Annotated in this window: 24 protein-coding genes; 18 read left to right on the top strand and 6 right to left on the bottom strand. The window is 64.8% G+C overall.

Annotated features, from left to right (window positions below):
• From K7W03_RS16555 to K7W03_RS16525, 7 genes are all read left to right on the top strand, one after another.
• Positions 1 to 879, top strand: an 879-nt coding sequence (locus K7W03_RS16555; protein ID WP_222886832.1) for an SDR family NAD(P)-dependent oxidoreductase, incomplete at its 5' end; no start/stop codon positions are given.
• Between the two features lie 111 nt (positions 880 to 990).
• Positions 991 to 1890 carry an SMP-30/gluconolactonase/LRE family protein gene (locus tag K7W03_RS16550; protein WP_037482046.1) on the top strand — a complete coding sequence of 300 codons (900 nt, stop codon included), beginning with the start codon at positions 991 to 993 and terminating at the stop codon, positions 1888 to 1890.
• Positions 1891 to 1946: 56 nt separating this feature from the next.
• Entirely contained in the window at positions 1947 to 2504 is a 558-nt protein-coding gene (locus K7W03_RS16545) for a hypothetical protein (protein WP_025548390.1), read from the top strand.
• Entirely contained in the window at positions 2422 to 3522 is a 1101-nt protein-coding gene (locus tag K7W03_RS16540; protein ID WP_226870233.1) for a hypothetical protein, read from the top strand. Before K7W03_RS16545 ends, K7W03_RS16540 begins: the two co-directional genes overlap by 83 nt.
• Entirely contained in the window at positions 3519 to 5000 is a 1482-nt protein-coding gene (locus tag K7W03_RS16535) for an AMP-binding protein (RefSeq protein ID WP_222886831.1), read from the top strand. The genes K7W03_RS16540 and K7W03_RS16535 overlap by 4 nt, the downstream gene beginning before the upstream one ends.
• 3 nt (positions 5001 to 5003) lie before the next feature.
• Positions 5004 to 6095: a CaiB/BaiF CoA transferase family protein gene (locus tag K7W03_RS16530; RefSeq protein WP_222886830.1), complete on the top strand. Its 1092-nt coding sequence runs from the start codon at positions 5004 to 5006 to the stop codon at positions 6093 to 6095.
• An 11-nt stretch (positions 6096 to 6106) separates the two neighbouring features.
• Positions 6107 to 6904: a sugar phosphate isomerase/epimerase family protein gene (locus K7W03_RS16525; protein WP_025548384.1), complete on the top strand. Its 798-nt coding sequence runs from the start codon at positions 6107 to 6109 to the stop codon at positions 6902 to 6904.
• 28 nt (positions 6905 to 6932) lie between these two features.
• Here the strand turns inward: K7W03_RS16525 and K7W03_RS16520 are convergent, their stop codons facing one another.
• Positions 6933 to 7253 (bottom strand): 2Fe-2S iron-sulfur cluster-binding protein, encoded by a 321-nt coding sequence (locus K7W03_RS16520; RefSeq protein WP_044662881.1) that lies wholly within the window; start codon positions 7251 to 7253, stop codon positions 6933 to 6935.
• A 214-nt stretch (positions 7254 to 7467) separates the two neighbouring features.
• Between K7W03_RS16520 and K7W03_RS16515 the strand changes: the two genes are divergently transcribed.
• Together K7W03_RS16515 and K7W03_RS16510 are read left to right on the top strand one after the other, a co-directional pair.
• The gene (locus K7W03_RS16515; RefSeq protein ID WP_025548381.1) at positions 7468 to 8481 is read left to right on the top strand and encodes an alcohol dehydrogenase catalytic domain-containing protein; all 1014 of its coding nucleotides are present in this window, start codon (positions 7468 to 7470) and stop codon (positions 8479 to 8481) included.
• Positions 8481 to 9647: a sulfotransferase family protein gene (locus K7W03_RS16510; protein ID WP_044662880.1), complete on the top strand. Its 1167-nt coding sequence runs from the start codon at positions 8481 to 8483 to the stop codon at positions 9645 to 9647. Before K7W03_RS16515 ends, K7W03_RS16510 begins: the two co-directional genes overlap by 1 nt.
• Before the next feature lie 65 nt (positions 9648 to 9712).
• Here K7W03_RS16510 and K7W03_RS16505 read toward each other — a convergent pair whose 3' ends face one another.
• Positions 9713 to 10942 carry a CaiB/BaiF CoA transferase family protein gene (locus K7W03_RS16505; RefSeq protein ID WP_025548378.1) on the bottom strand — a complete coding sequence of 410 codons (1230 nt, stop codon included), beginning with the start codon at positions 10940 to 10942 and terminating at the stop codon, positions 9713 to 9715.
• A gap of 183 nt (positions 10943 to 11125) precedes the next feature.
• Between K7W03_RS16505 and K7W03_RS16500 the strand changes: the two genes are divergently transcribed.
• The 5 genes from K7W03_RS16500 to K7W03_RS16480 are packed head-to-tail and all read left to right on the top strand — an operon-like array spanning position 11126 to position 15775.
• Positions 11126 to 11929 carry an enoyl-CoA hydratase/isomerase family protein gene (locus K7W03_RS16500; protein WP_025548377.1) on the top strand — a complete coding sequence of 268 codons (804 nt, stop codon included), beginning with the start codon at positions 11126 to 11128 and terminating at the stop codon, positions 11927 to 11929.
• Positions 11929 to 13059, top strand: a complete 1131-nt coding sequence (locus tag K7W03_RS16495; RefSeq protein ID WP_222886834.1) for an NADH:flavin oxidoreductase — start codon at positions 11929 to 11931, stop codon at positions 13057 to 13059. Before K7W03_RS16500 ends, K7W03_RS16495 begins: the two co-directional genes overlap by 1 nt.
• Positions 13056 to 13610 (top strand): nuclear transport factor 2 family protein, encoded by a 555-nt coding sequence (locus tag K7W03_RS16490; RefSeq protein ID WP_025548373.1) that lies wholly within the window; start codon positions 13056 to 13058, stop codon positions 13608 to 13610. Before K7W03_RS16495 ends, K7W03_RS16490 begins: the two co-directional genes overlap by 4 nt.
• A 28-nt stretch (positions 13611 to 13638) precedes the next feature.
• On the top strand, positions 13639 to 14406 hold the full coding sequence (locus K7W03_RS16485) for an SDR family NAD(P)-dependent oxidoreductase (protein ID WP_044660677.1): 768 nt from the start codon (positions 13639 to 13641) through the stop codon (positions 14404 to 14406).
• Between the two features lie 58 nt (positions 14407 to 14464).
• The gene (locus K7W03_RS16480) at positions 14465 to 15775 is read left to right on the top strand and encodes a DUF1214 domain-containing protein (RefSeq protein ID WP_229742576.1); all 1311 of its coding nucleotides are present in this window, start codon (positions 14465 to 14467) and stop codon (positions 15773 to 15775) included.
• 53 nt (positions 15776 to 15828) lie between these two features.
• Here the strand turns inward: K7W03_RS16480 and K7W03_RS16475 are convergent, their stop codons facing one another.
• Both K7W03_RS16475 and K7W03_RS16470 read right to left on the bottom strand, forming a co-directional pair.
• Positions 15829 to 16830, bottom strand: a complete 1002-nt coding sequence (locus tag K7W03_RS16475) for a hypothetical protein (RefSeq protein WP_025552041.1) — start codon at positions 16828 to 16830, stop codon at positions 15829 to 15831.
• A 69-nt stretch (positions 16831 to 16899) separates the two neighbouring features.
• A complete protein-coding gene (locus tag K7W03_RS16470; RefSeq protein ID WP_025552039.1) occupies positions 16900 to 18051 on the bottom strand; it encodes a Gfo/Idh/MocA family protein in 1152 nt (383 codons plus the stop codon).
• An 84-nt stretch (positions 18052 to 18135) separates the two neighbouring features.
• On the opposite strand from K7W03_RS16470, the gene K7W03_RS16465 reads away from it, so the two are divergent.
• A complete protein-coding gene (locus K7W03_RS16465; RefSeq protein WP_025552037.1) occupies positions 18136 to 18777 on the top strand; it encodes a TetR/AcrR family transcriptional regulator in 642 nt (213 codons plus the stop codon).
• Between the two features lie 56 nt (positions 18778 to 18833).
• Here K7W03_RS16465 and K7W03_RS16460 read toward each other — a convergent pair whose 3' ends face one another.
• The gene (locus K7W03_RS16460; protein WP_044660676.1) at positions 18834 to 20576 is read right to left on the bottom strand and encodes an N-acyl-D-amino-acid deacylase family protein; all 1743 of its coding nucleotides are present in this window, start codon (positions 20574 to 20576) and stop codon (positions 18834 to 18836) included.
• 98 nt (positions 20577 to 20674) lie between these two features.
• Here K7W03_RS16460 and K7W03_RS16455 point away from each other — a divergent pair, with 98 nt between their 5' ends.
• The 3 genes from K7W03_RS16455 (at position 20675) to K7W03_RS16445 (ending at position 23281) form a co-directional block, all read left to right on the top strand.
• Positions 20675 to 21316 carry a TetR/AcrR family transcriptional regulator gene (locus K7W03_RS16455; protein WP_025552035.1) on the top strand — a complete coding sequence of 214 codons (642 nt, stop codon included), beginning with the start codon at positions 20675 to 20677 and terminating at the stop codon, positions 21314 to 21316.
• A gap of 97 nt (positions 21317 to 21413) precedes the next feature.
• Positions 21414 to 22379: an SDR family NAD(P)-dependent oxidoreductase gene (locus tag K7W03_RS16450; RefSeq protein WP_025552033.1), complete on the top strand. Its 966-nt coding sequence runs from the start codon at positions 21414 to 21416 to the stop codon at positions 22377 to 22379.
• Complete coding sequence (locus K7W03_RS16445) at positions 22376 to 23281, top strand: acyl-CoA thioesterase (protein WP_025552031.1); 906 nt, start codon at positions 22376 to 22378, stop codon at positions 23279 to 23281. Before K7W03_RS16450 ends, K7W03_RS16445 begins: the two co-directional genes overlap by 4 nt.
• Positions 23282 to 23431: 150 nt before the next feature.
• Here the strand turns inward: K7W03_RS16445 and K7W03_RS16440 are convergent, their stop codons facing one another.
• Positions 23432 to 24685 carry an MFS transporter gene (locus K7W03_RS16440; RefSeq protein WP_037483849.1) on the bottom strand — a complete coding sequence of 418 codons (1254 nt, stop codon included), beginning with the start codon at positions 24683 to 24685 and terminating at the stop codon, positions 23432 to 23434.
• Between the last annotated feature and the right edge of the window lie 109 nt (positions 24686 to 24794).

Here is a 24794-nt window from a genome sequence, read left to right as displayed (position 1 = left end):
AATGGTGCCGGGCGTCAATGTGGACTGCTCGCCGCGCGGGGGGCGAGGGTGATCGTCAACGACTATGGCGGCGCGCAGTCCACATTGACGCCCGGCACCATTTCCCATGCCCAAGCGGTTGTGGATGAAATCCGCGCTGCGGGAGGTGAGGCGGAAGCGGACGGCGAGATGGTCGGCACCGGCGAGTCCGCCCGGCTCATCGTCGAACATGCGCTGGACGCCTTCGGCCGGGTCGACATTCTGATCAATAATGCCGGCGGATCGCTGATCGGTGATCCCGATGCCTTCACCGATGAAGAGATAGAGGGCGTGCTGCGGACCAATTTCATCGGTCCCTATATGCTGCTGCGTCGGGTCTGGCCGCTGATGCGCGGTCAGGGTTTCGGACGCATCGTCAACGTCATGTCGTCGGCGGTTCTGGGCGCGGGACATCTGGGGCCCTATGCAGCGGGCAAGGCCGGGCTGCTGGGGCTGACCCATGATGCGGCCTTTGACGGGCGGCCGCATAATATATTGGTGAACGGCATCTTCCCCACGGGCGCCTCCCGCCTTACGGAAACGTCGCACGAAGATCTGGCGCGCTGGTATCGCACCCATTTCCAGCCGGAAAAGGTGTCGGCGCTGATCGCCTATCTCAGTAGCGAGCAGTTGGACTTCGGCGGAGAAGTCTTCAACGTCGGGGGTGGGCGCGTCGCGCGGCTGGCGATCTTCGACAATGACGGATCGTTCGATCCGGCGATCACCCCTGAAAGCATAGCCGCCAATATCGACCTGATTCGTGACATGAGCAAACCCACCATGATTCCCACGCTCTGGGCGCAGACCGAGCGCTATTTTGCGCGCATTCCCTGGACTGGCGGCAAGGCCGGCCTGTTCTGAAGCGGTGAAACGACAGGATATGGCTGCCTGGCAGAAAGGCCGCAGCCATCAACGGAAGCGGGTTCGGCATAACCACCATGAGCTGACAGGCGCCGGATGAAGGAGAAGAAGATGCAGGAGGGTAACGCCCCGGCGCGCTGCGTGCTGGACATCAGGGCGGAATCGGGCGAAACCCCGGTCTGGTCGGTGGCGGAGCGGAAGCTGTTCTGGGTGGATCAGGAGGCGCACCGGCTCAATGCCTTCGATCCGGCCTGCGGGAGCAATGAAAGCTGGCAGATGCCCGCCCATGTCAGCAGCTTTGCGCTGCGCGGCGCGGGCGAGCCGATTGTCGTGGCGCTGCGTACCGGCCTGTTCGATTTCGACCGGGCCAGCGGCACGTTGGCGCCGGTCGCCGCGCCGCCGCCCTATCCCGTCGAAACCCACCGTTTCAATGACGGCCGGTGCGACCGGCAGGGTCGCTATCTGATCGGTTCGGTCGACCTTTCCTATTTCCAGACCGGGGTGGCCGGCCGCGCCGCCGTCTATCGGCTGGACGGCGGCGGGTTGGCCGAGGTGATCGGAGACATCACGTGCAGCAACGGCATGGCCTTCAGTCCCGACGGGCGGATCATGTATCTGGCGGATTCCCCCGCCGGGCGGGTCTATGCCTTCGACTATGACATCGTGACCGGCACGCCGTCCAACCGCCGTGTCTTCACGGAGCGGGATCGCGGCGACGGGATTTTCGACGGGGCGGAAGTGGATGCGGAGGGCGGCTATTGGGTCTGCCTGCTGATGAAGGGCGCGGTGGCGCGCTATATGCCGGACGGACGGCTGGACCGGGAGATTGCTGTGCCGGTTCTGCAACCGACCAAGGTGGCCTTTGGCGGGCCGGAACTGGCCACGCTTTATCTGACGTCCGCCGCTCACCGCCATCTTCCCGGCGATCAGCCCCTGGGCAGGCATGCCGGTGGCCTCTTCGCGATCGAAACGGGCGTTCGGGGCATTGAGGAGCCAAAATACCGCTTCTGAAATGCCCAATTTGACAATTTGCATGCAACATGCAAAAAGATGGTGGAGGTAACGACATGACCATCATTCTCGATCCCACTGCATCGCTGGTGCACGATCTGGCTGAGCCGGGTCCGGATGCCGGCGTCCTGAGGGGCAAGAAGATCGCCATCCGCATCGATATGCTGTGGCGTAGCTGGGACTGGGTCAGCGAGATCTGGGCCGAAGGCTTGCGGGCCGAAGGCGCCGAGGTGACCTTCTGGCGCAGTTGCGGCCGCACGGGCCGGGAGGGCGAGCAAGCCGAACGCGACTATGGCGCGCTACTGGCGCAAAGCGACATGGCCATCGTCGGACTGGGCAATTGCGGGTCCTGCACCAGTTGGACCATCGCGGACGCACTGACCGCGGCAGCCGCCGGCATCCCGACCATCGCGGTGGCGACCGCGCATTTCGAAGGGCTGGCCCATAATCTGGCGAAACGGGGCGGCCGGTCGGGCCTGCGCTTTCACATCCTTCCCTATCCTCTCGACATTCTTCCAAAAGAACAGGTCCATGACATTGCACGAAACCACTATCGATCGTTCCTGCGGAATTTCGGGGTGCGAAGCAGACTGGCTGAGCAGTCGGCGGCATGAGGTCGAGGATGACATCGTCGCCTTCAACGATTTCGCCATGGCTCAGGGCTGGGGTGACGGACTGCCGCTGATCCCGCCGACGCAGCAGCGGGTGCAGGACTTCCTGATCGCGGGCGGACGCTTTCCGGACGAGTTGATCGCCGTGCTGCCGCCGCTGCGCGCCGAATGCACGGTGGAGAAGATCGCGATCAACGCGGTTATGGCCGGCTGCACGGGCGACGCGATGCCGCTGCTGTGCGCGGCGATAGAAGCGATGGCGGACCCCAGGTTCGACCTGGCCGGCCTCAATGCCACGACCGGGTCGGTGGTGCCCGCCATGATCGTGAACGGGTCGATCCGCAACCGGCTGGACATTCCCTGTCAGGCCGGTTGCCTGGGCGGAGTGGCCGGTCGAGCGGTGGCCATCGGCCGGGCGATCCGTCTGATCATGCGCAATGTGGCGGGCCAGTCGATCGGTTCGACGTCGCAAAGCGTCTATGGCACACCGGGGCGTGTCGCCGGCATCGTCTTTGGCGAATGGGAGGAGCGCTCTCCCTGGGCGCCGCTGGCTGAACGTCGCGGCGTAGGAGGCGATGCCGTCACCGTTTACGGCGCGATGGGCACGGCCAATATCTGCGACGTGGTGGCGAACAGTGCCGACGGTTTCCTCGACATGATCGCCAAATCCATGGCCTATCCGGGCGCAAACGGCTTCCTGCCGTCCTCGGCCTTTGCGGAGACTTTGTGCGTCATCAACCCGATCTGGGCGGAGGTGATTGCGAAGGCCTATCCCAGGATCGAGGATGTGCAGGCCTATATCTGGGACAGATGCGCATTGCCGATCGACTGGTTCCGACCCGAATATCGCGATCCCATCGGCAATTTGGGTCGGATCAAGCCCGACGGGCGCGTGCATCTGGTGCCGACGCCCGATGATGTGCTGGTCATGGTCGCGGGAGGGGAAGGCGGCCTGCACGCCGCGATGCTGCATAGCTGGGGCACCTGCCTCACCGTGACCCGGCCCGTCGAGACGGCATGAGCGGCGATGTGATCGTCGGCGATCGCATTCGCGGACGCGCCGAACTGCTCGACCGGGCGGCGCGGCTGGCGAGCGCGATGGCGGCGGCAGGCGTCGGCGCGGGCGAGGCGGTGGCGCTGTTGCTGCGCAACGACTTTGCCGTGCTGGAAGCCAATCTGGCCGTGCGCAGGCTCGACGCCTATGGCGTGCCGATCAACTGGCACTGGCACCCGACGGAGATCGGCTATGTGCTGCGCGACGCGACGCCCCGGCTGCTGATCGGCCATGCCGACCTGCTGGACGGGCTGGGCGCCCATATTCCCGAAGGCCTGCGCGTGATCGCCGTCGGCGGTTCGGGCGAGCAGCCGGATTATGACGACTGGATCGCTGCCCATGAACCCCATGAGGGCCATGGCAACGGTCTCGGTTCCTCCATGGTCTACACGTCGGGCACCACGGGCAAGCCCAAGGCGGTCAGGCGCCTGCCCGCGACAGGCGAGGAATCGGCGCAGCGCGCCCGTGTGCTGGCGGTCATCCATGACACGGCGCCCGGCAATGTCGCGCTGGTGACGGGACCGCTCTATCATCTCTTCAGCCAGGCGATCCTGATGGCGACTTTCGCCGCCGGGGGCACGGTGGTGGTGATGGAGCGCTTCGATCCGGAGGATTGCCTGCGGCTCATCGAGCAGCATCATGTGACCCATGGCGCGCTGGTGCCCACGCTTTTCGTCAGGCTGCTGCGCCTCCCCGAAGAGGTGAAGGGCCGATATGATCTCTCCACCCTTCGTCACGTCGTCCATTCGGGCGCGCCCTGCGCGCCGGAAGTAAAAAGGGCGATGCTGAACTGGTGGGGGCCGGTCCTGTATGAAACCTATGGATCGACCGAAACCGGCGTCGTCACGAAGATCAGTCCTCGGGAATGGCTGGCTCGACCCGGCAGCGTCGGCCGACCTGTCCTGACTGGTGAAGTCCGTATTCGTGGCGAAGACGGCCAATGGACAGAGGCGGGGCGGACGGGCGACGTCTACCTGCGCATCCACGGCACGCCCGATTTCACTTTTCACGGCGATCCGGAAAAGCGCGCCGCCGTCGAATATGACGGCCTTATTACCTGCGGCGACATGGGCTGGCTGGACGAAGAAGGCTATCTGTTTCTGTGCGACCGGCGCGCGGACATGGTGTTGTCCGGCGGGGTCAACATCTATCCGGCAGAGGTGGAGGCTGCCTTGCTGGAGCATCCCGCGGTATCCGATTGCGCTGTCTTCGGCGTGCCGGACTCCGAATATGGTGAAGTGCTGGTCGCGTATCTCCAGAGCGACGAGGCGCTGATCCCCGATGAGGTGACAGCGTTCCTGCGCGGGCGCATCGCGGGCTACAAGATTCCGCGTCATCTGGTCGTCGGCGCCAGCTTGCCGCGCGAGGAAACGGGAAAGATCTTGAAGCGCAGGCTGCGGGAAAGTTTCCTGGCCGGCGAAGCGCGGGAAACGGGAGCATATTGACGGATGGAGGAACCGGGGAAAGGCGCCATCCCGCCCGGCGCGCTGGCGGGGCTGAAGGTCATCGACATGGCGTCGCTCTATGCCGCGCCGCTTGCGGCGACGATCATGGCCGATTTCGGCGCCGATGTGCTGAAGATCGAGCCGCCGGAGGGCGACCTGTTCCGCGACAGCAAGATGTGGCCGCTGGTCGCGCGGGGGAAGCGTTGCCTGGCGCTGGACTTGCGTTCGGAAGAGGGGATCGACCGGCTCAAGGCGCTGGCGGCGCAAGCCGACGTGCTGGTGGAAAATTATCCCGCCGCCGTGCTGGAGAGGCGGGGCATCGGCTGGAAAGTCCTGTCGGCGGTCAATCCCCGGCTTGTCATGCTTTCCGTGTCCTGCTTCGGCGCCACCGGTCCTTATCGGGGCCGGCCGGGATCGGGCACGATCGGTGAAGGCTTTGGCGGCCTGACCTTCCTGACGGGGACGGAAGACGGTCCGCCGATGCTCCCTTCCGTAGCCTTGGGTGACGCCGTGGGCGCGATGAGCGCGGTGATCGGCACGCTCTCTGCCCTTTATTGGCGCGACCGTAGCGGACGGGGGCAACAGGTGGACGCCAGCCTCTACGAACCGATATTGCAGATCGTCGCCCATGCGGCGCAAAGATGGGAGCCCGGCCGCTCGCCCGAACGTTGCGGGTCGCGACTGCCCGGCGTACTGCGCAACGTCTATCGAACCTCCGACGAAAGATACGTCGCTATCTCCGCCAGCACCGCTCGGCATGCCGCCGATCTGCTGGCGCTGGCGGGCGGGCAGGGGGACGACCAGGATGCCTGCGTCGCCGCCTGGATCGCCACCGTGCCGCAGGCTGCGCTGGTGGAGCAGCTCGTCGCCCGGCGTATTCCGGTGACGCCGGTCAACAGCCTGGACGATATGCTGGCCGATCCTCATATGCGCGCTCGCGGGAGCGTGATCCATGTGGCGGATGAAGCGTTGGGCGATCTGGCATTGGCCGCGCCCGCGCCGCGCCTATCGGAGACGCCGGGCAGGATTGGCGATGTAAACCCGCCCCTGGGTACGGATGCGGATGCCGCGCTTGAGCGCTGGGCCGGAAGCTGACGGCGCAGCTCATGCGGTATGCGGCGCATCTTGGCATAGCCGATCCCGACGCGCCGTTGCTGGCCGCAACGGCCGGCTCGGTCGATCCGGTCGCTCAGATAAATTGCGCCGCTCGGCTGGGCTTTGCCGGCATCACCGACAATGGTCTGAAAGCCCGCACGCCGGAGGTTCAGCGGCGCATGGGTGTGGCGTTGCGGGATCATGGGATGGAGATGGGCAGCTTCACCCATAATGTTCTGGGGATGGAGCCGCCCTTCTTCTGGGGCGCGCCGATCACCGATATGGAAGCGGCCATGGCGTCCAGCCTCACGGCAGCGGAGCATGTGGGCGGTGGCTGCATCAACGCGGTCCTGCTGGATTGCGGCGCACCGTTGGCGGAACAGCTAGCGCGGGCGACGGAGAATTTCGCTGCCGCCACGAAGCTGGCGGCGGAGCGGGGCGTGGCGCTGGCGGTGGAGATGGTCAGCCGGGAGCGTGTACCCCTGGCCCTGGTCGAGCGCCTGGCCGACATCGGCGCTATCGCCCGGTCGGCAGGCGTGGGGCTGATCCTCGATAGCTGCCATTGCCATTGCGCCGGCGAGGACATGGCGGCGGCGATTGTGGCGCAGGCGGATATTCTCGCCGCTGTGCAGATCGCTGACATGCCAGGCCGCGTTCAACCCGGTGCGGGCGTGATCGACTTTGCGCCGATCATGGCGGCGCTGCGGACAATCGGCTGGGGCGGCCTTGTCGAGGCGGAGCTGATGCCGAAGCTGCGGGACATCGATGGGGAGGCGGCGGCCATCGCCGCGCTCAGGACGCTGGGTTGACGTTTCTTGCCGGGCGCGCCGTTGCGCCTCAGCCCTGCCGTTCCGGCGTATGCACGATAAGGCCATCCAGCGCCGCGCGCAGACGGATCTGACAGGAAAGGCGCGAATCCGCCCGCTTGCCATGGGCGAAGTCGAGCATGTCCCATTCGTCGGCGGATGGAGGACCGACCCGATCGATCCACGCGGGATCGACATGAACATGGCAGGTCGCGCAGGCGGCGCTGCCGCCGCATTCCCCGATGATATTCTCGACGCCCGCCCGCTTGCCGATGTCCATCACCGACTGGCCGACATCGCCGTCCAGCGTGGTCGCGATCCCGGCAGGGGTGATGAAGGTGACATGGACCATGGTGATACCCTTTGAACCGGCTTGGCGCGATCGGAAAGCGCTTATGCCGCCGGCCGTTCCGGACATCATGTTTGCGATCACTCACCGCCGATCTTCACACCTCTTGCCGCTACGGGCAGGTTCGGCCGCAGGCCGACCGGTCCAGTGCCGCCGCTTTGTCATTTTAGGTACTGAATAGTAGCTTTAATGGCACGGTAGGAGAAGGAGGAGAGAGATGAGGGCAGCGTTATTCAAGGGCGCGGGCACACCGCTGGTCGTGGAGACCATAGACGATCCCCAGCCCGGCGAGGGCGAAGCGGTCATCAAGGTCACGCGCTGCGGCGTATGCGGCACGGACCTCCACATGACCTCCGGCCATGGCAATGATTTCCCCGTCGACAGCGTGATCGGCCATGAATATTGCGGGGAAGTCGTCGCACTGGGCAAAGGCGTAGACAATCTCAAGGTCGGTCAGTTCGTCACCGCCATGCCGGTGGCGGGCTGCGGCCGCTGCGCCCCCTGCCTGGCCGGTTATCCCATGGCTTGCGCGCAGATGCAGGGTCTTGTCGGCGGCTTTAGCGAATATATGCGGATCGCGGCGACGAGTTCTATCGTGCTGCCCGACACGCTGACGCCTGCTGACGGTGCTCTGATCGAGCCTCTCGCCGTGGGTCTGCGCGGCATACGGCTCGCGCAGATGCCGCCGGGCGCGAAGGTCGCGGTGCTGGGCGCTGGGTCCATCGGCCTCGCTGCCATCTATTGGGCGCGGTTGCTGGGGGCGGGGAAGATCGTGGCCATTTCCCGTTCGTCACGGCGCGCCGATCTTGCGCTGCAGATGGGCGCGAACAGCTTCGAGGCGCTGGGCGAAGGCGAAGCGGAACGCGTTTCGGCCGCGCTGGGCGGCATGCCCGACATCGTGCTGGAATGCGTCGGCGCGGTCGGCATGACGCAGAAAGCGGTCGAACTGGTCGCGCCCGGCGGAACGGTCGTCTCGCTGGGTTTCTGCACCTCGCCCGACCCGATCCTGCCTTCGCTCGCCACATGGAAGCAGGTCACGATCAAATTCTCGTTCGCCTATGATCTCAGGGAATTCGAACATAGCGCCAATGCGCTGGACGCCGGACACGTCGAGCCGCGCCTGATGGTGTCGCGGACGGTCGGCCTGGACGCCTTCCCCGACCTGTTCGAGCAACTGCGCGCCGGGGCCAACGAAACCAAGATTCATGTCGATCCGTGGAGCGCGGCCTGATGAACACAGAAACCATTGTCCAGGACCAGCGGATATTGACCCTCGACGCCCTGCTGGCTGCCTCGACGGCGCGCACGGGCCTTGACGATTTTGGCGACGCCGGCTTTCGCGAGGGGCTGGGCCTGCTGCTGTCCGACATCCGCGCGCTCGACCTTGATCCCGCGTGCGTGCAGGCGACCGCATGGCGCATCGGCCAGTCGCTCGATACCCGCGCCCTGGCGGTCAAGGGGTTGAGGGAACGGCCGGAGGCGCTGGAGCAGCCGATCCGGGAGCCGATCATCATCGCCGGTCTCGTCCGTTCGGGCACGACGGCGCTGCACCTGCTGATGTCGCTGGACCCTCAGTTCCAGGGGCCGGAACATTGGCTGACCGTCTATCCCATGCCGCGCCCGCCGCGGGAGACGTGGGACGGTATTGCCGAATATCGGACGGAGAAGGCGTCGCTGGACGCCTATCTGGCGGCGTCGCCGGAATCGGCCGACGACCATATGATGACGGCAGAGGGGATTGAGGAATCCCTGTTCATCCTGGGCGCCAGCTTTGCCAGCAACATGTGGCCGTCCATGTGGGACGCCCCCCGCTATGACCGCTGGTATCGCGGGCGCGACGACACCGACAGCTATCGCTGGCTGGCCGATGTGCTGCGTCTGATCGGCGCGGGGGACGATCGCCGCTGGCTGCTCAAGAACCCGACGGACCTCTTTTCCTTGCAGGAGGTGCTGAACGTCTTTCCCGATGCGAAGATCATCCAGACCCATCGCGACCCGGTGGATTCGACGCCATCGGTCAGCAATCTCATCTTCTCGGCGCGCCGGGCCTTTTGCGGCGACAAGGCGGATCGCGCCGATGTCGGGCGGCGCGAGGCGGAGATGTGGGCGCAGGCATTGGAACGCGCCGAGTCGGTGCGCGAAAAGAGCGACGCGACGTTCATCGACGTCGAGTTCCGCGACTTCACCCGCGATCAGATGGCGTCAATCCGCTCCATCTACGACCAGCTAGGCCTGACGCTGACGGCCGAGACGGAGGGCGCGATGCAAGCCTGGCTGGACGCGCATCCTCACAAGCCGAGCAAGGGGCCCAAGCACAGGCCGGAGGATTTCGGCCTGACGCGGGAAGGGCTGGAGGAACGCTTCGCCGCCTATCGCGCCCGGCGCGGCTATATCTGACGGATTTGCATCTGAGGGATCTGGGCGGGGGGCCCGTTCAAAAATGGGCCCGCGCGCGATCTGTTTCAGATGATCCCGTCTTCGGCCAGCCCGTCAAGCGCCGCCGCGTCCAGCCCCAGTTCCTGCGCCAGCACGTCGCGCGTATGTTCCCCCAGCATCGGCGGGGCGCGATAGTCGGTGATCGGCGTTTCCGAGAAGTTCAGCGGGCTGCGGATCACGTCCAGATCGGGCTTCAGCGGATGCGGAGCGCGCACGCGCAGGCCCCGATGCAACGCCTGCGGATAGGCGAACACCTGCTCCAGATCGTTGATCGGCCCGCTGGGGATGCCGGCGGCCCCGAGCTTCTCCAGCCAGTAATCGACGCTGTTCGTCTGGAAGATCGCGTTGAACACCTCGGTGATCTCGTCGCGATTCTTCACCCGCTCGACATTGGTATAGAAGCGCGGATCGTTCTTCAATTCAGGATGGCCGACCGCGTCGCACAGCGCGATATATTGCTTGTCGTTGCCCGACGTGATCATGATCGCGCCGTCGCTGCACGGGAACATGCTGGTCGGCATGCCGCCATTGCCCTGCGTGCCCCGCCGGACCGGCACTTCGCCTGACGTCAGGTAGATTTGCGCATAATGGGACAGCGCCGACACGCCGCAATCGAGCAGGGCGATGTCGATATACTGACCCTCGCCGCCCGCCGCGTCGCGATGATAGAGGGCGGCCAATATGGCATTGGCGACGTTCAGCCCGGTGAACAGGTCGATGATGCTGGGGCCGACCTTCATCGGTCCGGCGCCCGGCTTGCCCTCCGGCACGCCGGTCACGCTCATCAGGCCGCATTCGCCCTGAAACACCGCGTCATAGCCGGGCTTGGTCGCCAGCGGGCCGTCCTGGCCATAGCCGGTGACCGAGCAATAGATGATGCGGGGATTGACGGCCTTCAGGCTTTCATAGTCGAGACCGTAGCGCTTGAGATCGCCGACCTTGTAATTCTCCATCACCACGTCGCAGGACTTGACCAGTTCGCGGACCAGTTCCTGCCCCCTGGCGCTGGCGATGTTGAGCGCGACCGACCGCTTGTTGCGGTTGACCGACATGTAGAAGGCGTTTTCCCGCGTCGGCCTGCCTTCCGCATCGCGCAGATAAGGCTCCCCGAAGATGCGGGCGTCGTCGCCCACGACCGGCCGTTCGATCTTGATCACGTCGGCGCCCATGTCAGCCAGCACCTGCGATCCGAACGGCCCCGCCAGCACGCGGGTCAGGTCAAGCACGCGGATCTTTTCAAGGGGCAGTCTGGCCATGGATCACCTTGCTGAAATACCCTTTTCCCATGCCATCGGCAGGCATGATGACAAGATCGGGGCACGCCTGTTCACAACCATGATATGCTCTGCGCGGAAGGCTGTCAGGGGTTCCGCGACCCCCGTCTTTTGGTCGACTATGGTCCACAGCCACGCGGAATGAAAGAAAAGGACGGGAGCCAGATGGGCGACATCTTGCGCGACATGCCGGTAGAGGGCGTCTGCCGACTGACGCTGAACCGGCCCGATGCGCTCAATTCACTGACCTATGCCATGTATGCCGAACTGATCGGCCATCTGGAGGCCGTGCGCTATGATCATGACGTGCGGGTCGTTCTGCTGACGGGCGCGGGGCGCGGCTTCTGCGCGGGTCATGACATTCGCGGCGCGGGCAAGCCCGATTGGGTGGCCGAAGGGTTGGGCAGGGCGCAGTTCCAGCAGCGCGTCATGGCCAAGCTGGGCCAGATTCCGCTGCTGATGCGCGCCCTGCCGCAGCCTGTGATCTGCGCGGTGAACGGCGTGACGGCGGGCGCAGGCTATCCGATCGCAATCGCCGCCGACATGACTATCGCGGCGCGCTCCGCCAAGTTCGTCAACGCCTTCCACAATGCGGGGACGGGCCATGAAATGGGCTTTTCCTACCTGCTGCCGCGCCTGGTCGGATTGCAGCGCGCCGCCGAGCTGGTGTTGACGGGCCGCGCCGTGATGGCCGAGGAAGCCGAACGGATCGGCCTCATCCTGCGCTGCGTCGACGACGATGCGCTGATGGAGGAGGCGCTCAAGCTGGCGGAGGCGGTGATGGTCAACAGCCCGATCGGCATCGCCCTCACCAAAAGCTCGCTCCAGTTCAACGCCGACGCGCCCAGCCTGGAAGCGGCGATCGAAATGGAGAACCGCGCCATCTTCATGAGTCAGTCGACCGCCGACACCGCCGAAAAGCGGGCCGCCTTCATCGAGAAGCGCAAACCCCTGTTCAGGGGGGAATGATGAGCCTGATCGATCCTCTGCTCAGCCCTCTAACTCTGCGTGGCCTGACCCTGCCGAACCGGGTGGTGATGGCGCCAATGACCCGTTACCGCTCGCCGCTGGGCGTGCCGACCGATGACGTGGCGAGCTATTATGGCCGCCGCGCCGCAACGGGCCTGGGCGCGATCCTGACCGAGGGAGTTGCGTTGCCCCATTATGCGGCGGCCGATCATCCGGACATACCGCGCATCGACGGGGTCGAGGCCCTGGCCGGCTGGCGCAAGCTGGTCGATGTCGTGCATGATGCGGGCGGGCGGATCATTCCCCAGCTCTGGCATCAGGGGCCGATGTGGAATGTCGAATATGCCGGCACCGGCACCGGCAATCCGATGCGGCCGTCGGGCATCTGGGGTCCGCCGGACGGCATCATCTCCTTCCGCGAGGAGGGACGGGTGGAGAGCTTGGCGCCTGTGCCGCCGATGAGCGAAAGCGATATTGCCGACATCATCGCCGCCTACCGCCAGGCGGCGCGCAATGCGGTGGCGCTGGGCGTGGACGGCATCGCCATCCATGGCGCGCATGGCTATCTGATCGACAGCTTCCTGTGGGACTATACCAACCGGCGCGAAGACCGATGGGGCGAACGCGCCGCCTTCGGCGTGGCGGTGGTGAAGGCGATCCGGGCGGAGATTGGCGAGGATATGCCGATCGTGCTGCGCTTTTCCCAATTCAAGATGCAGGATTACCGCGCCACGCTGGCGGATACGCCGGATGGCCTTGGCGCGTTGCTCGGGCCGCTGGCCGATGCGGGGGTCGACCTGTTCGATGCCAGCCAGCGCTATTTCGACACGCCGATTTTCGACGGATCGCCGCTCAATCTGGCGGGCTGGGCGAAGAAGCTGACCGGCAAGGCGTCCATGACCGTGGGCGGCGTCGCGCTGGACAAGGCCAAGGGCAAGGCCAGGCATATCGACGACAGCCAGCAGTCGGTGAACAATCTGCCGCTGCTGATCGAACGGTTCGAAAAGGGCGAGTTCGATCTGGTCGGTGTCGGCCGGGCGATCCTCAACGACCCGGACTGGTTCGGCAAGGCGAAGCGGGACGAACCCTTCCTGCCATTCGACCCCGCCAATCTGGAGCGGCTGGCATGAACGAACTGGAGGCGCGGATCGACCGGCTGGAATCGCTGGCGGCGATCCAGCAGCTTCCGATCCGTTACGCGATTGCGGTGGACAGCCGGGATATGGACGCCTGGGTCGATCTGTTCATCCCTGATGTCTATTGTGGGGCGCGCGGCAGCGGGCGCGATGTGCTCAAATCCATCATCACGCCCGCGGTCAGGACTTTCTATCGGTCCGTCCACCAGATTTGCGGGCACCGGGTCGAATTTGACGATGCCGATCATGCGCATGGCGTGGTCTATTGCCGCGCCGAGCATGAGGACCAGGGCAAATGGGTGGTCATGGCGATCGCCTATTTCGACAGCTATGAACGGCGGGATGGCGAGTGGTTTTTCGTCCGGCGACGGGAAAAGCACTGGTATTCGGCCGATTGGCAGGAACGACCGGCGGCCCCCTTCACCGGTTGGGCCGGGCATGACAATCCGCCTGATCTTCCCCAGGATTTCGACAGTTGGGCGCGTTTCTGGGCGGACATGGACGGGCAGGACATCGACCGCCTGACCGACCGGCCGGCACATTGACGGATAAACAATCGGCAGGAGATTCAGGATGGGCGACAGGCGGCGTTTCGAGGGGCGATCGGTTTTCATCACCGGCGCCGGATCGGGCATCGGTGAAGCGACGGCGCATGCCTTTGCCGAGGAAGGCGCGAAGGTGGCGATTGCCGAACTGGACCCGGCCAGGGGCGAAGCCGTGCGCGACGCCATCCGGGCCAAGGGCGGCACCGCCCTGTTCGTCGCCACCGACGCCACGGACGAGGCGTCGGTGAAGGCCGCGATCGCCGCCGCCAACGAGGCGCATGGTCCTATCGCCCACGCCTTCAACAATATCGGCATGTCGCGCCCCGGCAGCATCGAGGAGATGAGCCTGGAGGATTGGAACTGGACGATCAGCATTTCGCTGACCAGCACCTTCCTGGCGATGAAATATGAAATCCCGATGATGAAGGCCAATGGTGGCGGCACCATCGTCAATACCGCGTCCATGGCGGCGCGGCTCTACACGCCGTCCGCGCCCTGTTCCTATGCCGCGGCCAAGGCGGGGGTCATCCATCTCAGCCATCATGCGAGCTGCGCCTATGCGGACGACAATATCCGCGTGAACAGCGTGCTTCCGGGGTTGACCGCGACGCCGCAGATCGCATCCATGTTCACCGCCGAGGAGCAGGCGGAGATTGCGGGCGAGAATCAGGTGATCCGCCGCGCGGTCGATCCCCGCGAAATCGCCAATGCGGTGCTCTTCCTGTCGAGCGATGAGGCATCGATGATCACCGGGCGCGGGATCGAAGTGTCGGGCGGACGCAGGCACGGAAGCTGACATCAGCCCGTCGGGCGGCGCCCGGCCGCCCGAGGAAATGACGATATGGAGAAGGAGAGTGCCGGATGAGGACGCGAAGGACTTTGCACTGTCACGCCGGGGCCTTCTGGGCGCCGCGCTCTGCACAACGGTCGGCGGCCTGCTGCCGGCATCCGCATCGGGCGCGGCCATGAACAGCAGCGCCGCGCCTGCCGCCGCGCTCAGGGACTGGAGCGCCTATGCCGACCTGTTGAAACCGGCAGGGGCGCTCAACGCCATGACCGGCTTTCCCGAGGATGGCCAGATCCGCGCCGAGCTTTATCGCCAACTGGTGATGAACATCGCGCAATCCTATGTCTGGTATTTCCAGTCCACGCCTGAACATCCCGACTGGATGCCGTTCGAAAACAGCATCTTCCTGCTGCAACCCAATCCTGACGCCATTTATCATATCGCGCCGGTCAGCGGCGACGGCGTCTACAAGATCAGCGGCTATCGCGGCACCAACAAGGTGATGGGTTTCGCCGTCGGCGGCGGCATGTTCGGCACGCAAGACCCCAAACCCGGCTTCAACAATTATGATGCCGATGGCCTGACGCTGGGCAAGGACGGCTATTTCGAGGTGATATTCAGCGCGGAAAGGCCAAAGGACTGGACTGGCGACTGGCGTTATCTCGATCCTCAGGCGGGCGACATCATGATCCGCCAGTTCGCCTATGACTGGGGCGTCGACGTGGATGCGCGCTTCGCCATCGAACGGCTGGACAAACCGCCGCTGAAACCCCGTCTGACGCAGGAACAGATCGCGGCGCGGCTCGACGCGATCATGGGCGGTTTCGTCGAGCGTTTCTCGCGCATCTGCATCGGCTATCAGAACAAGGTCATCCATGATCTTGGCCTGAACGTCATGGAATTGTCGGGCTTCGAAGATCTGGGAAACAGCGGCGAATGGCCGCAAAAATATTTCCGGTGCATCTATGACTATCAGCCGGGCGAGGCGCTGATCATCGAGACGGAATTGCCGGAGAACTGCAAATATTGGAATGTGCAGCTTAACGACGAACTCTGGAACCAGATAGAGTTCGGCTATCGCCAGAGCAGCCTGAACGCGATGCAGGCGAAGCTGGACCGCGACGGCAAGTTCCGCGCCGTGATCGCGTTGGAAGACCCGGGCGTCGCCAATTGGCTCGACAGCGGCGGTCACAGGCGGGGCATGCTGGTGGGGCGCTGGCATGGCGCGGACAGCTATCCGATGCCGACGATCAGGAAAGTGCCGCTTTCCGAAATCGCCAGCCACCTGCCCGCCGACACGCCGAAGGTGACGCCGGACGAGCGGGAGGCTGCCCTGCGCAAGCGCAATCTGGGGCTCCAGATGCGCAGGCGCTGGTAGGATATTCTTCCGGCATCCCCGGCGCAGGGGGATGCCGGGGCCTATCGCATGTTTCAGTGCAGGCCGTCTTCCGCAGCGGCGACCATGCGCGACCAGTCATTGAGGCGCTGCCACAATATGGCGCGGGTGGAAGCGAAATTGTGCATGTGCGCCATGCGCGGCACGATGAAGAGGGAGACGTCGCGGGAAGTGGAATAGGCCGACGGCTCGCGATAAGGCTCGGGGCAGGTATCCCGCTCGCCATCCCCGACCAGCACCGGCACCGCGACACGCGCCGCATCTTCCGCGAAGACGCCGGGCAGCATCATCCGCACCGCGCAATGCGGGATGGTGAGGCTGCCGAATATCGGAGCGGTCTGCCGGATCGGGTATCCGCCCTTCATATCCTCTTCCAATATGTCGGCGGGCACATCTTCCCAGTGGAAGGGGTAGACATAATCGACCCCCTCATGGTCGTGGTCCAGATGGCTTGTGACTTCCCCACTCGCCACCTTGTCGAAGCGGCGCATGCCATGTTCGAAAGCGGCCTTGTCGCGCTGGGGCAAGGCGGTGTGGATCGCGCTGACGCCGAAAGGCGCAATCGCGTCGAAGGTGGCGAAGCGGCCCTGCGTCAATATGCTGACACCGCCGCCCATGGACTGCCCCATGCCCACCAGAAAGAGCGACGGCAAGCCGGGAAAACCCTCCGCCGCCGTGCCGTCGCGCAGGGAAGCGGCAACCTGCCGTACGCAGGCGTCATGGGTCGCCGCCATCGTCTGGAAATCGATGCTGGAGAGGTCCGGGATGCTGCTTTCCCCGACGCCCACATGGTCAATGGCGACATGGATCAGGCCGTGCCGCGCTTGCCATTCCGCCTCGTCATAGCCTTCATGACCCTCGAAGCGCATCATGAAATAATGGCGCGAATATCCGCCGCCCGGACAGGCGAAGATCGCGACGGGCCGGTCCGGCATCGCGGACGGATCGGGCAATGTCAGCGTGACGGCCATTTCGATCCCGTCTCCCAATTTTGGGGCGGCCGTAGTGACATCAATGCGCTTATGCACTCTCAGCATATGCTTCTCTCCCTGCAAATATCCCCTGGCCGGGCAGGCGGATCGTTTCGTTTATTGGATCGCGCCGGTTCAGCCCATGTCCATCATTGCGATCCAGCGCCTCTCAGCATTGGCGCGCTCGACCGCCTCGACCACCCGATGCACGGCTGCCGCCTCGGTGAAGCTGGGCGATCCTTCCGTCCCGTTGCGGATGGCATCGACCATATGCCGGAACATCCAGTCCATCGCGGCGAAGGGACGAGGCTCCGCCGTGGCGCCCGCGACGCCGGGAACGGCATAATAGTCGTCCACCGTCACCTCTTCGCAGGTGCGCTGGCCATAGGTCAACAACCGCGCATCGCCGGCATAGAGCTTTGCCGAGGGGAAATTGCCGAAGCTGTCGTCGACCAGCAGCAGCCGGCCCCTGTCGCCCCAGACCTCCACCCGCCAGCCTTCGGTGTCGGGCACGCACCAGCCCGCCTGCAGGCTGCCGATGGCGCCATTCTCCATGCGCAGCACCGCGCTGCCCAGATCGTGCGTCTCCGGCCGGAGCACTTCGCCATTGGGCAGGAACCATTCGGGCACGCCGGTCGTCAACATGCCGGTCGCCTCCGCCACCGGGCCGATCAGATGCGTCAGGAACAGCAGCGAATGGGTGGCGAAATTCCGCCACGCGCTGCCGCCGCTGCTCTTTTCCGCCAGCCAATAATAGGGGTCGGTATGTTCCGAATAGGCGCAATAGGCATAGGCCTTGTCGTTGGCGACGATCAGCGGCAGCATGAGCTGGACATTGAAGCCCAGCGGGCGGCCGATGAAGCCTTCATCGATCATGCGCTTCATCTTCTGCGCATGCGGCGACCAGCGGAATTGCGCGTCCACGACGCCGACGACGCCAGCGGCCCGCTGCGCGTCGCGCATCGCTTCGGCATCGGAAAGGCTGACCGCGAAGGGCAGGGCGTCATAGACATGCTTGCCGTTCTTCAGCGCCGCCATGACCATAGGAAAACGGAAGGATGGCCGTGTGCCGACATCGATGATGTGCAGGTCCGGATCGGCCGACATCTCCTCATGGTTCCAATAGGCTTTGGGAATGTCATATTCCCGCGCCGCCCTTTCCGCCGTTTCCTGGCGAGAGGTGCAGATGGCGGCGACTTCCACGCCCTCGATCCGCCGCCAGGCCGCGCCGTGGACCTTGAGGCTCCAGTTGGCGCTGATGATCCCCACCTTGAGCGTATCCGCCATTGCCTTGCCCCTTCGCCTTGATTTAATTGAACCTATGTGTCCAATTAAAAAGCAGCCCGCGCAAGCGGGAAGGGGATCAGGAATATGATGATTGGGCACCAGGCCCGACGGCGGCGGGGGCGTCCCACGGCGGACGAGACCCAGGCGCGCGAGCAGGCCGTCATGGAGGTCGCTGCGGCACTGTTCGAACAGCATGGCTTTGCCGGCGTAACGATGGCGGAGGTGGCGCGCCGCGCCCGCATCAGCAAGACGACGCTCTACGCCCGCTACCCCGACAAGCCGACGTTGTTCCGTGCGATATGCAGCTATGCCTGCCGCGTCCCGGCCTATCGTTTCGCGGCGGTCGCGACAGAGGGGCGTGAGCCGGACGATGTGCTGGCCGATTTTGCCGTCGCGATTGCCGAAGCGACCGCCGACCCTGCCGCCGACCGCTTCCTTCGCCTGGTCATTTTCGAAGCGCCTCGATTTCCCGAACTGGCGGAGCAGATATTGCTCGAGAGCCGCGACGTGGCCGCGCCGCTCGTCGTCTGGCTGGAGGGGCTGGCGCGGGAGGGGCGACTTGCCAGCCATGATCCGGCTTTGCTGGCGCGGCAATTCGGCGCGCTCGTGACCGGCGGCCATGACGGTCTGCTGCAATGCTCCGAACAGGAGACGGGAAAACGGATCGCCTCAGCGGTCGCATTGCTGCGGCCGCTGTTCCGCCATGAAAAAGACCGGCACGGATAGGACCGTGCCGGTCTTCAGGAGGCCCGCGCGCCCCTTATCCGCGCGGACACGCCCTATCAGGCGACTTCATGCTGCCTCACCTGCGCGGCTGCCGGAGCGCCACGGACGCCGCGCACCAGCCGGCCCGGAAGCGCGTCGGTCGCTTCGCCATTGCGGTAGGTCACGGCGCCGCTGACGAGGGTCGCGACATAGCCCTTCGACTTTTGCGACAGGCGCTTGCCGCCCGCCGGCAGGTCCGCGATCACCTGCGGCCGGTGCAGGATCATGTTGGGGATGTCGAGGACATTGATGTCCGCCTTATAACCCACGCCCAGCACGCCGCGATCGCACAGGCCCACGGAGTTTGCGGGCTGGCTGGTCAACGCCTTGATCGCGGTCGGCAGGTCCAGACCGTCCCGGCCCAGCCGCCCGGTCAGCAGATAGGTGGTATAGGCCGCGTCGCAGATCATGCCGTAATGCGCCCCGCCATCGCCCAGCGCGACGATCATATTGTCCTGCCCGATGAGGTCGCGGCTCTGGGCGAGATATTCAGGCACGTCGGACGAATAGGAACAGAGGATCGCCCGGCCGTCATCCTCCAGCAGCGCGTCGTAGATCATTTCGCGCGGATCGACGCCGCGACGCGCCGCTTCCGCCTGGATGCTGTCCTCGGCCGCGAAATTGTAATCGGCCGGATCGCTGATGCGGAACAGCGCTTTGATCGACTTGATCAGCCCGACGAAGGCGGGGTTCGGATCGTCCGGCTCCTCCGCGATCAGGCGCGCGCGCAGTTCCGGATCGCGCATCTGCGCCACCTTTTCCTCCAGCGGCAGTTGGGCGAGCGGGCGGAAGCTGGGGTTGAGCGAGAAGGGGTGGTAGCTGAGCTCCAGCCCGTACATGACGCCCATCGGACGCGGCATGAACTGGCAACGGATGGTCAGGCCATCAGCCGCCGCCTGGCGCACGCCTTCGACATAGCGGCCCCAATTGTCCGGCCGCGTCGGCATGGCGATCAGGCTGAATGTCACGGGAACGCCCGCCTGCTGGGCGATGGTGCGGAAAATCTTCAGTTCCACCTCGGCATCATTGTCGAGATTGGGGTTGCACTGGAACGTGCCAGCGCCCGCATCCTTCAGGCCCTCGGCCAGGGCCAATACCTCGTCCAGTTCCGTCGTGACCGAAGGCGCGAGTTCGCCGGAACGGAAACGGTGGAACAGATTGCGCGAACTGGCGACGCCCAGCGCACCGGCCTTCACTGCCTCGCTGACGCAGCGGCGCATTTCGACCAGATCCTCCAGCGTTGGAGGCTCCAGATTGGCGCCACGCTCACCCATGACGAAGACGCGCAAGGGGCTGTGGGGGATTTGCGCGGCGAAATCGACGTCGGACACGCGCTGGTCCAGCGCGTCGAGATAGTCGGGGAAGCTGTTCCAGTTGAACGGCACGCCTTCGGCCATGACGACTTCGGGAATATCCTCGACCCCCTCCATCAGCTTGATCATCAATTGATGATCGCCGTCCCGCACCGGCGCGAAGCCGACGCCGCAATTGCCCATGACGACGGTGGTGACGCCGTGATTGGACGAAGGAGCCATGCGGTTTTCCCAGGTGATCTGGCCGTCATAATGGGTGTGGACATCGACGAAGCCGGGCGTCACCGTCAGGCCGCGCGCATCGATTTCCTCCGGAGCCGAAGCCTCGATCCTGCCGATTTCAGCGATCACGCCGTCCTTCACGCCGACATCCGCGACATAGGGCTGGGCGCCGGTGCCGTCCACGATCGTGCCACCGCGGATCACCACGTCGAATTGACTGCTCATGCCTCTCCTTTCAGAATCGCCACGCAATGGAGTCGCGTAGATAAATAGTATGTGCTATTTATAGCATCGATGAAGACAGGACAATGGCCTAGTGACGCATGCATGATATTTCCGATCGCCCCCAGGACGTTGCCGTTCCTCGTCGCCGCGCCCGGCGGTCGACGGCGGAAATTCGGGCGCTCATTCTCGACGCTGCCCGCGCGGTCTTCGCGGAGCGGGGCTTTGCCGGCGCGACGACGCGCCATATCGCTGCCCGCGCGGAGGTGGCGGAGCCTTTGATCTTCAACAATTTCGGCAGCAAGGAGGCTTTGTTCACCGAAGCGGTGACCGAGCCGTTCAATGCCCGTTTCCGCGAATTCCTGGACTACAGCGACACGCTGCCGCCCGACCGTGAGGAACGCAGCATGCGCTTCGTCCAGGCGCTGTATCCCTTTCTGCGCGACCATGCCGATCTGTTGCTGGCGATGGTCAAGTCCAGGGGGGACGTGGATGCGGCGGCCATTCATGGTCTGGACGACTATTTCACGCGCGCCGTCGCCCGCATGCGATCGCAATATGAGCAGGCGGGGCTGGAATTCGACGTGCCGCCGGAACTGATGGTCCGCTATGGATTCGGCATGCTGGCCGGATCGGTCCTGCTGGGCGACTGGTTCTTTCCCGAGGGCGGACCGGACCCGGACGTCGAGGAAAGCGTTCTGGCGCGCATGCTTTTCAAGGCGAGCGAACCCAAACAGCTTTGAGTTACGGCGCCGCCATTCATCACATGGCCGAAATTCCATCGCCCGGCTTGGCGGCCGGCCGGGCTGCCGCCATGGTCGGCGCCTGATGGAGGCGCGGATGGCGATCGATTTCAACGGGCAAGTGGCTGTGGTGACGGGTGCGGGCGGCGCGCTTGGTTCGGCCTTCTGCCGGGAACTGGCGCGCAGAGGTGCGGCTGTGGTCGCCAATGACCTGGGTGGAGATCCGACGGGGCAGGGCGGATCGACCGGCTATGCCGATGCCGTCGTGGAAGAACTCAGGAATCTGGGCGCCCGCGCCATCGCCAATTACGACACGGTGGCGACCGAGACGGGAGGACAGGCCGTCGTCGATGCCGCGATGGCCGCCTTCGGCCGGGTCGACATCGTCATCTCCAATGCCGGCAATCAGCGGAACGGAGCTTTCGGCGCACTGACCGGGGAGGACATCGAATCCGTGCTGGCCGTTCATGTGAAGGGCGCGTTCAACATATGCCAGCCCGCCTATCGCGCCATGATGGAGCAGGGCTATGGCCGGATCGTGCTGGTCAGTTCGCAATCGGGCGTATTCGGCAACCCCTATCGCGCCAATTATGGGGCTGCCAAGACGGCGCTGATCGGCCTGATGAACGTCATCGCGCAGGAGGCTCCCGCAGGGATCGTCGTCAATACGCTCTTCCCCAATGCGCAGGGCGGGCGGCTGGGCGGCACCCCTGTCGAGCAGCGCCCGGACATCGCTTTCCTCAAGGCCGCAGGCGCCCGGACCCGTCATTTCATCGAAGGGATGAAGCCGGAATTCGTCGCCGCCCTGGCCTGCTATATGGCCAGCCGGGACTGCACCTCCTCCCAGCATATGTATTCGGTGCTGGGCGGCAAATATTCGCGGCTGTTCGTCGGCCTGACGCGGGGCTGGTACAGCCCCGGCCCGGACGCGCCGAGCTGCGACGACATCGCGGCCCATATCAGCGAGATCGACGACCGCTCGGAATATGACCTGCCGTTGAGCGGTCTGGACGAGATGGATACGGTCCTGTCGGTGCGGCGCGCTCTGGGACTCGATGCATGATCGCGGCGGATGGGCCGTTCCATGACGATAGACCCCTGCCGACGCGGGATGCTATTTCCGACATCCTCGATGTCACGCAAACGGGACCGGACCGGTTCACCGGATCGGCCGGAGCGCACAATCACATCGGGTCGGTGTTCGGCGGGCGATTGCTGGCCCAGGCCTTGCTGGCAGGGATGAAGACGGTGGAAGCGCTGCCCGCAAGCTCTTTCCACGCCTATTTCCTGGCCGCCGGGCGCACGGATCGGCGGCTCGACTATCAGGTTGCGCGCCTGCGCGACAGCCGTCGCTTCGCGAACCGTCAGATCACCGCCTGTCAGGATGGGCGGGCGATCTTCACGATGATGGCCGAATTCCATGCGCCAGAGGAGGGATTCGTCCATCAGAACGCAGCGATGCCTGTCGTGCCGCCGCCCGAGCGGGTCGCGCCGATCCAGCATTTCGTGCGCGAACGGGCGGCGGAGTTGGAACAGGCGGTGACGCACAACTTCGCCGCCGCCCTGGCGATAGAGATGCGCCCGATCGCGCCGGAAGACTATTTCCTCGCACGGCCGACCGAAGCGGCGCGATCATTCTGGTTCCGCCAGTCCGGCGCCGCCACTGTGGAGGACAGCCGGTTGCAGCAGTGTCTGCTCGCCTTCGCCAGCGATTACTGGCTGGGCGGCGCCGCGGCGATTCCGCATTTCCTGCCCACCAACAGCGGCGAATTCCTGATCACCAGCATGGATCATGCGATGTGGTTCCACCGCCCTGCCCGCTGCGAGGCATGGATGCTGCATCATACGTCCAGCCCGTCGGCAGGTGATGGCCTGGGCCTCACGACGGGGCGGATTTTCGACCGCGATGGCCGTCTGATCGCGTCGACCGCCCAGGAATGCCTGATGCGCCGCCTCCGGACTTGAGGCGAGCTTAGAGCCAATCGACATTCAGCCCTGACGGCCTGCGAATGACGCTTTTCCGTGCTTCCGGTGCTCACGTACTTTGAGTACGCTGCGCGCCGGGTCACGGAAAACCACCATTTTCGGCTCGTCATCTTCTGAATGTCGATGGCTCTAGTCCGGTTGGCCGCCCTTCGGATAACGCCCCATCATCAGGTAGAACAAGGCGGCGAGAAAGAAGCTGCTTGAACAAGCCAGCAGGGCAATGTCGTAACTGCCGAAACGATCATAGGCCATGCCGATCAGGCTGGCGCCTACCGCGACGCCAAGCGCGATGCCCAGCGTCGACAGGCTGTAGATGGTGGCATAGCTGCGCAGCCCGAAATAGCGCGCGATCATGAAGGCGACGATATCGATCTCCGCCCCCTGGCCAAGGCCGATCATCAGCACCGCGCCATAGAAAAGCGCGGGCGGTACATCGTGCTGGAGCAGCAGCAGGCAACCGACCGCAGGCGCGAAATTCAGGATGAAGGCAATTGCGGGCGCCCAGAAGCGATCGACCAGGACACCGCTGAGCAATGCGCCCATGGCGGCAGCCGCGCCCATCATCGATACCGCGCCCACGGCGGCGACGGCATCGAGCCCCTTTTCCACGCCAAGCGGCTTCATCTGGGAGAGCAACGCCACCACCGGCACATAGTTGAGAACGGACGCCGCGATGAGGATGCGGACCTTGCCATTGGCCAGCAGCGACAGCGCGCTGTCAGCACGGGGCAGCGCGGTGCGTCCGGACCGCAGCTCCGCAGTGCGTGAGGGCACCCAGAACCAGATGAGAGGCAGCGCGATCAACAGGATGAAGGCGGCAAGCAGCAGATAGCCGCCCGACGATCCGAAGCGCAGGATCATCGGATATAGCGCCATCGGCATCAACGCACCCGCGACCGCCAGCCCCGACCGGCCTATGGCGAGCGCGGTCCCCCGCGTCCGCTCGAACGCGCCGCTCAGGATGCGCGTGACGGTGATGCCGGTCGTCGCCATGCCGACGAGCGCAAAGCCGAAATGCACCGCGTAGAAATAGCCGAGCGATCCGCCCATGGAAGCGAGCAGCCCATAACCGATGGCGGTCAGCAGCAGGCCCGCCGACAATATCGGTCTGACGCCGTGACGATCCGTCATCCGGCCGATGACCGGCGCGATGAAAGCGATGATCAGGCCGAAGCTGTGGACGAAGGCGATGTCCCCGCGCGACCAGCCGAACTGCTGCTGCAAGGGTTCCACGAACAGGCTGGAAACCGCAGAATAGAGGGAATAGCCCAGCGATCCTGCGAACAGCGCCGCAACGCCGGGACGCCAGGCGCGCCTCCATTCTTGCGCGATCAGATGCAATTGGGATGTACCGGCGGCGTCAGGGGGCGGGTGCGGGCTCATGCCCCATTCCTGCGCGAAAGCGGGCGATGGGAACAGCCGCATCCCATTTCTACGCATATGTGTAGAGACCATGGCCATGGCTTGCCAGCGGGTCGACGGCGGCGGCACC

It is taken from the genome of Sphingobium sp. PNB (genome assembly GCF_019873065.1).
Lineage (GTDB): Bacteria > Pseudomonadota > Alphaproteobacteria > Sphingomonadales > Sphingomonadaceae > Sphingobium > Sphingobium fuliginis.
This window is presented reverse-complemented; position numbering and strand designations above follow the sequence as displayed.

Excerpts from the sequence above, each read along its gene's own strand:
- K7W03_RS16550 (WP_037482046.1), top strand. The coding sequence starts at position 991 with ATGCAGGAGGGTAACGCCCCGGCGCGCTGCGTGCTGGACATCAGGGCG.
- K7W03_RS16545 (WP_025548390.1), top strand. The coding sequence starts at position 1,947 with ATGACCATCATTCTCGATCCCACTGCATCGCTGGTGCACGATCTGGCT.
- K7W03_RS16540 (WP_226870233.1), top strand. The coding sequence starts at position 2,422 with ATGACATTGCACGAAACCACTATCGATCGTTCCTGCGGAATTTCGGGG.
- K7W03_RS16535 (WP_222886831.1), top strand. The coding sequence starts at position 3,519 with ATGAGCGGCGATGTGATCGTCGGCGATCGCATTCGCGGACGCGCCGAA.
- K7W03_RS16530 (WP_222886830.1), top strand. The coding sequence starts at position 5,004 with ATGGAGGAACCGGGGAAAGGCGCCATCCCGCCCGGCGCGCTGGCGGGG.
- K7W03_RS16525 (WP_025548384.1), top strand. The coding sequence starts at position 6,107 with ATGCGGTATGCGGCGCATCTTGGCATAGCCGATCCCGACGCGCCGTTG.
- K7W03_RS16520 (WP_044662881.1), bottom strand. The coding sequence starts at position 7,253 with ATGGTCCATGTCACCTTCATCACCCCTGCCGGGATCGCGACCACGCTG.
- K7W03_RS16515 (WP_025548381.1), top strand. The coding sequence starts at position 7,468 with ATGAGGGCAGCGTTATTCAAGGGCGCGGGCACACCGCTGGTCGTGGAG.
- K7W03_RS16510 (WP_044662880.1), top strand. The coding sequence starts at position 8,481 with ATGAACACAGAAACCATTGTCCAGGACCAGCGGATATTGACCCTCGAC.
- K7W03_RS16505 (WP_025548378.1), bottom strand. The coding sequence starts at position 10,942 with ATGGCCAGACTGCCCCTTGAAAAGATCCGCGTGCTTGACCTGACCCGC.
- K7W03_RS16500 (WP_025548377.1), top strand. The coding sequence starts at position 11,126 with ATGGGCGACATCTTGCGCGACATGCCGGTAGAGGGCGTCTGCCGACTG.
- K7W03_RS16495 (WP_222886834.1), top strand. The coding sequence starts at position 11,929 with ATGAGCCTGATCGATCCTCTGCTCAGCCCTCTAACTCTGCGTGGCCTG.
- K7W03_RS16490 (WP_025548373.1), top strand. The coding sequence starts at position 13,056 with ATGAACGAACTGGAGGCGCGGATCGACCGGCTGGAATCGCTGGCGGCG.
- K7W03_RS16485 (WP_044660677.1), top strand. The coding sequence starts at position 13,639 with ATGGGCGACAGGCGGCGTTTCGAGGGGCGATCGGTTTTCATCACCGGC.
- K7W03_RS16475 (WP_025552041.1), bottom strand. The coding sequence starts at position 16,830 with ATGCTGAGAGTGCATAAGCGCATTGATGTCACTACGGCCGCCCCAAAA.
- K7W03_RS16470 (WP_025552039.1), bottom strand. The coding sequence starts at position 18,051 with ATGGCGGATACGCTCAAGGTGGGGATCATCAGCGCCAACTGGAGCCTC.
- K7W03_RS16465 (WP_025552037.1), top strand. The coding sequence starts at position 18,136 with ATGATGATTGGGCACCAGGCCCGACGGCGGCGGGGGCGTCCCACGGCG.
- K7W03_RS16460 (WP_044660676.1), bottom strand. The coding sequence starts at position 20,576 with ATGAGCAGTCAATTCGACGTGGTGATCCGCGGTGGCACGATCGTGGAC.
- K7W03_RS16455 (WP_025552035.1), top strand. The coding sequence starts at position 20,675 with ATGCATGATATTTCCGATCGCCCCCAGGACGTTGCCGTTCCTCGTCGC.
- K7W03_RS16450 (WP_025552033.1), top strand. The coding sequence starts at position 21,414 with ATGGCGATCGATTTCAACGGGCAAGTGGCTGTGGTGACGGGTGCGGGC.
- K7W03_RS16445 (WP_025552031.1), top strand. The coding sequence starts at position 22,376 with ATGATCGCGGCGGATGGGCCGTTCCATGACGATAGACCCCTGCCGACG.
- K7W03_RS16440 (WP_037483849.1), bottom strand. The coding sequence starts at position 24,685 with ATGAGCCCGCACCCGCCCCCTGACGCCGCCGGTACATCCCAATTGCAT.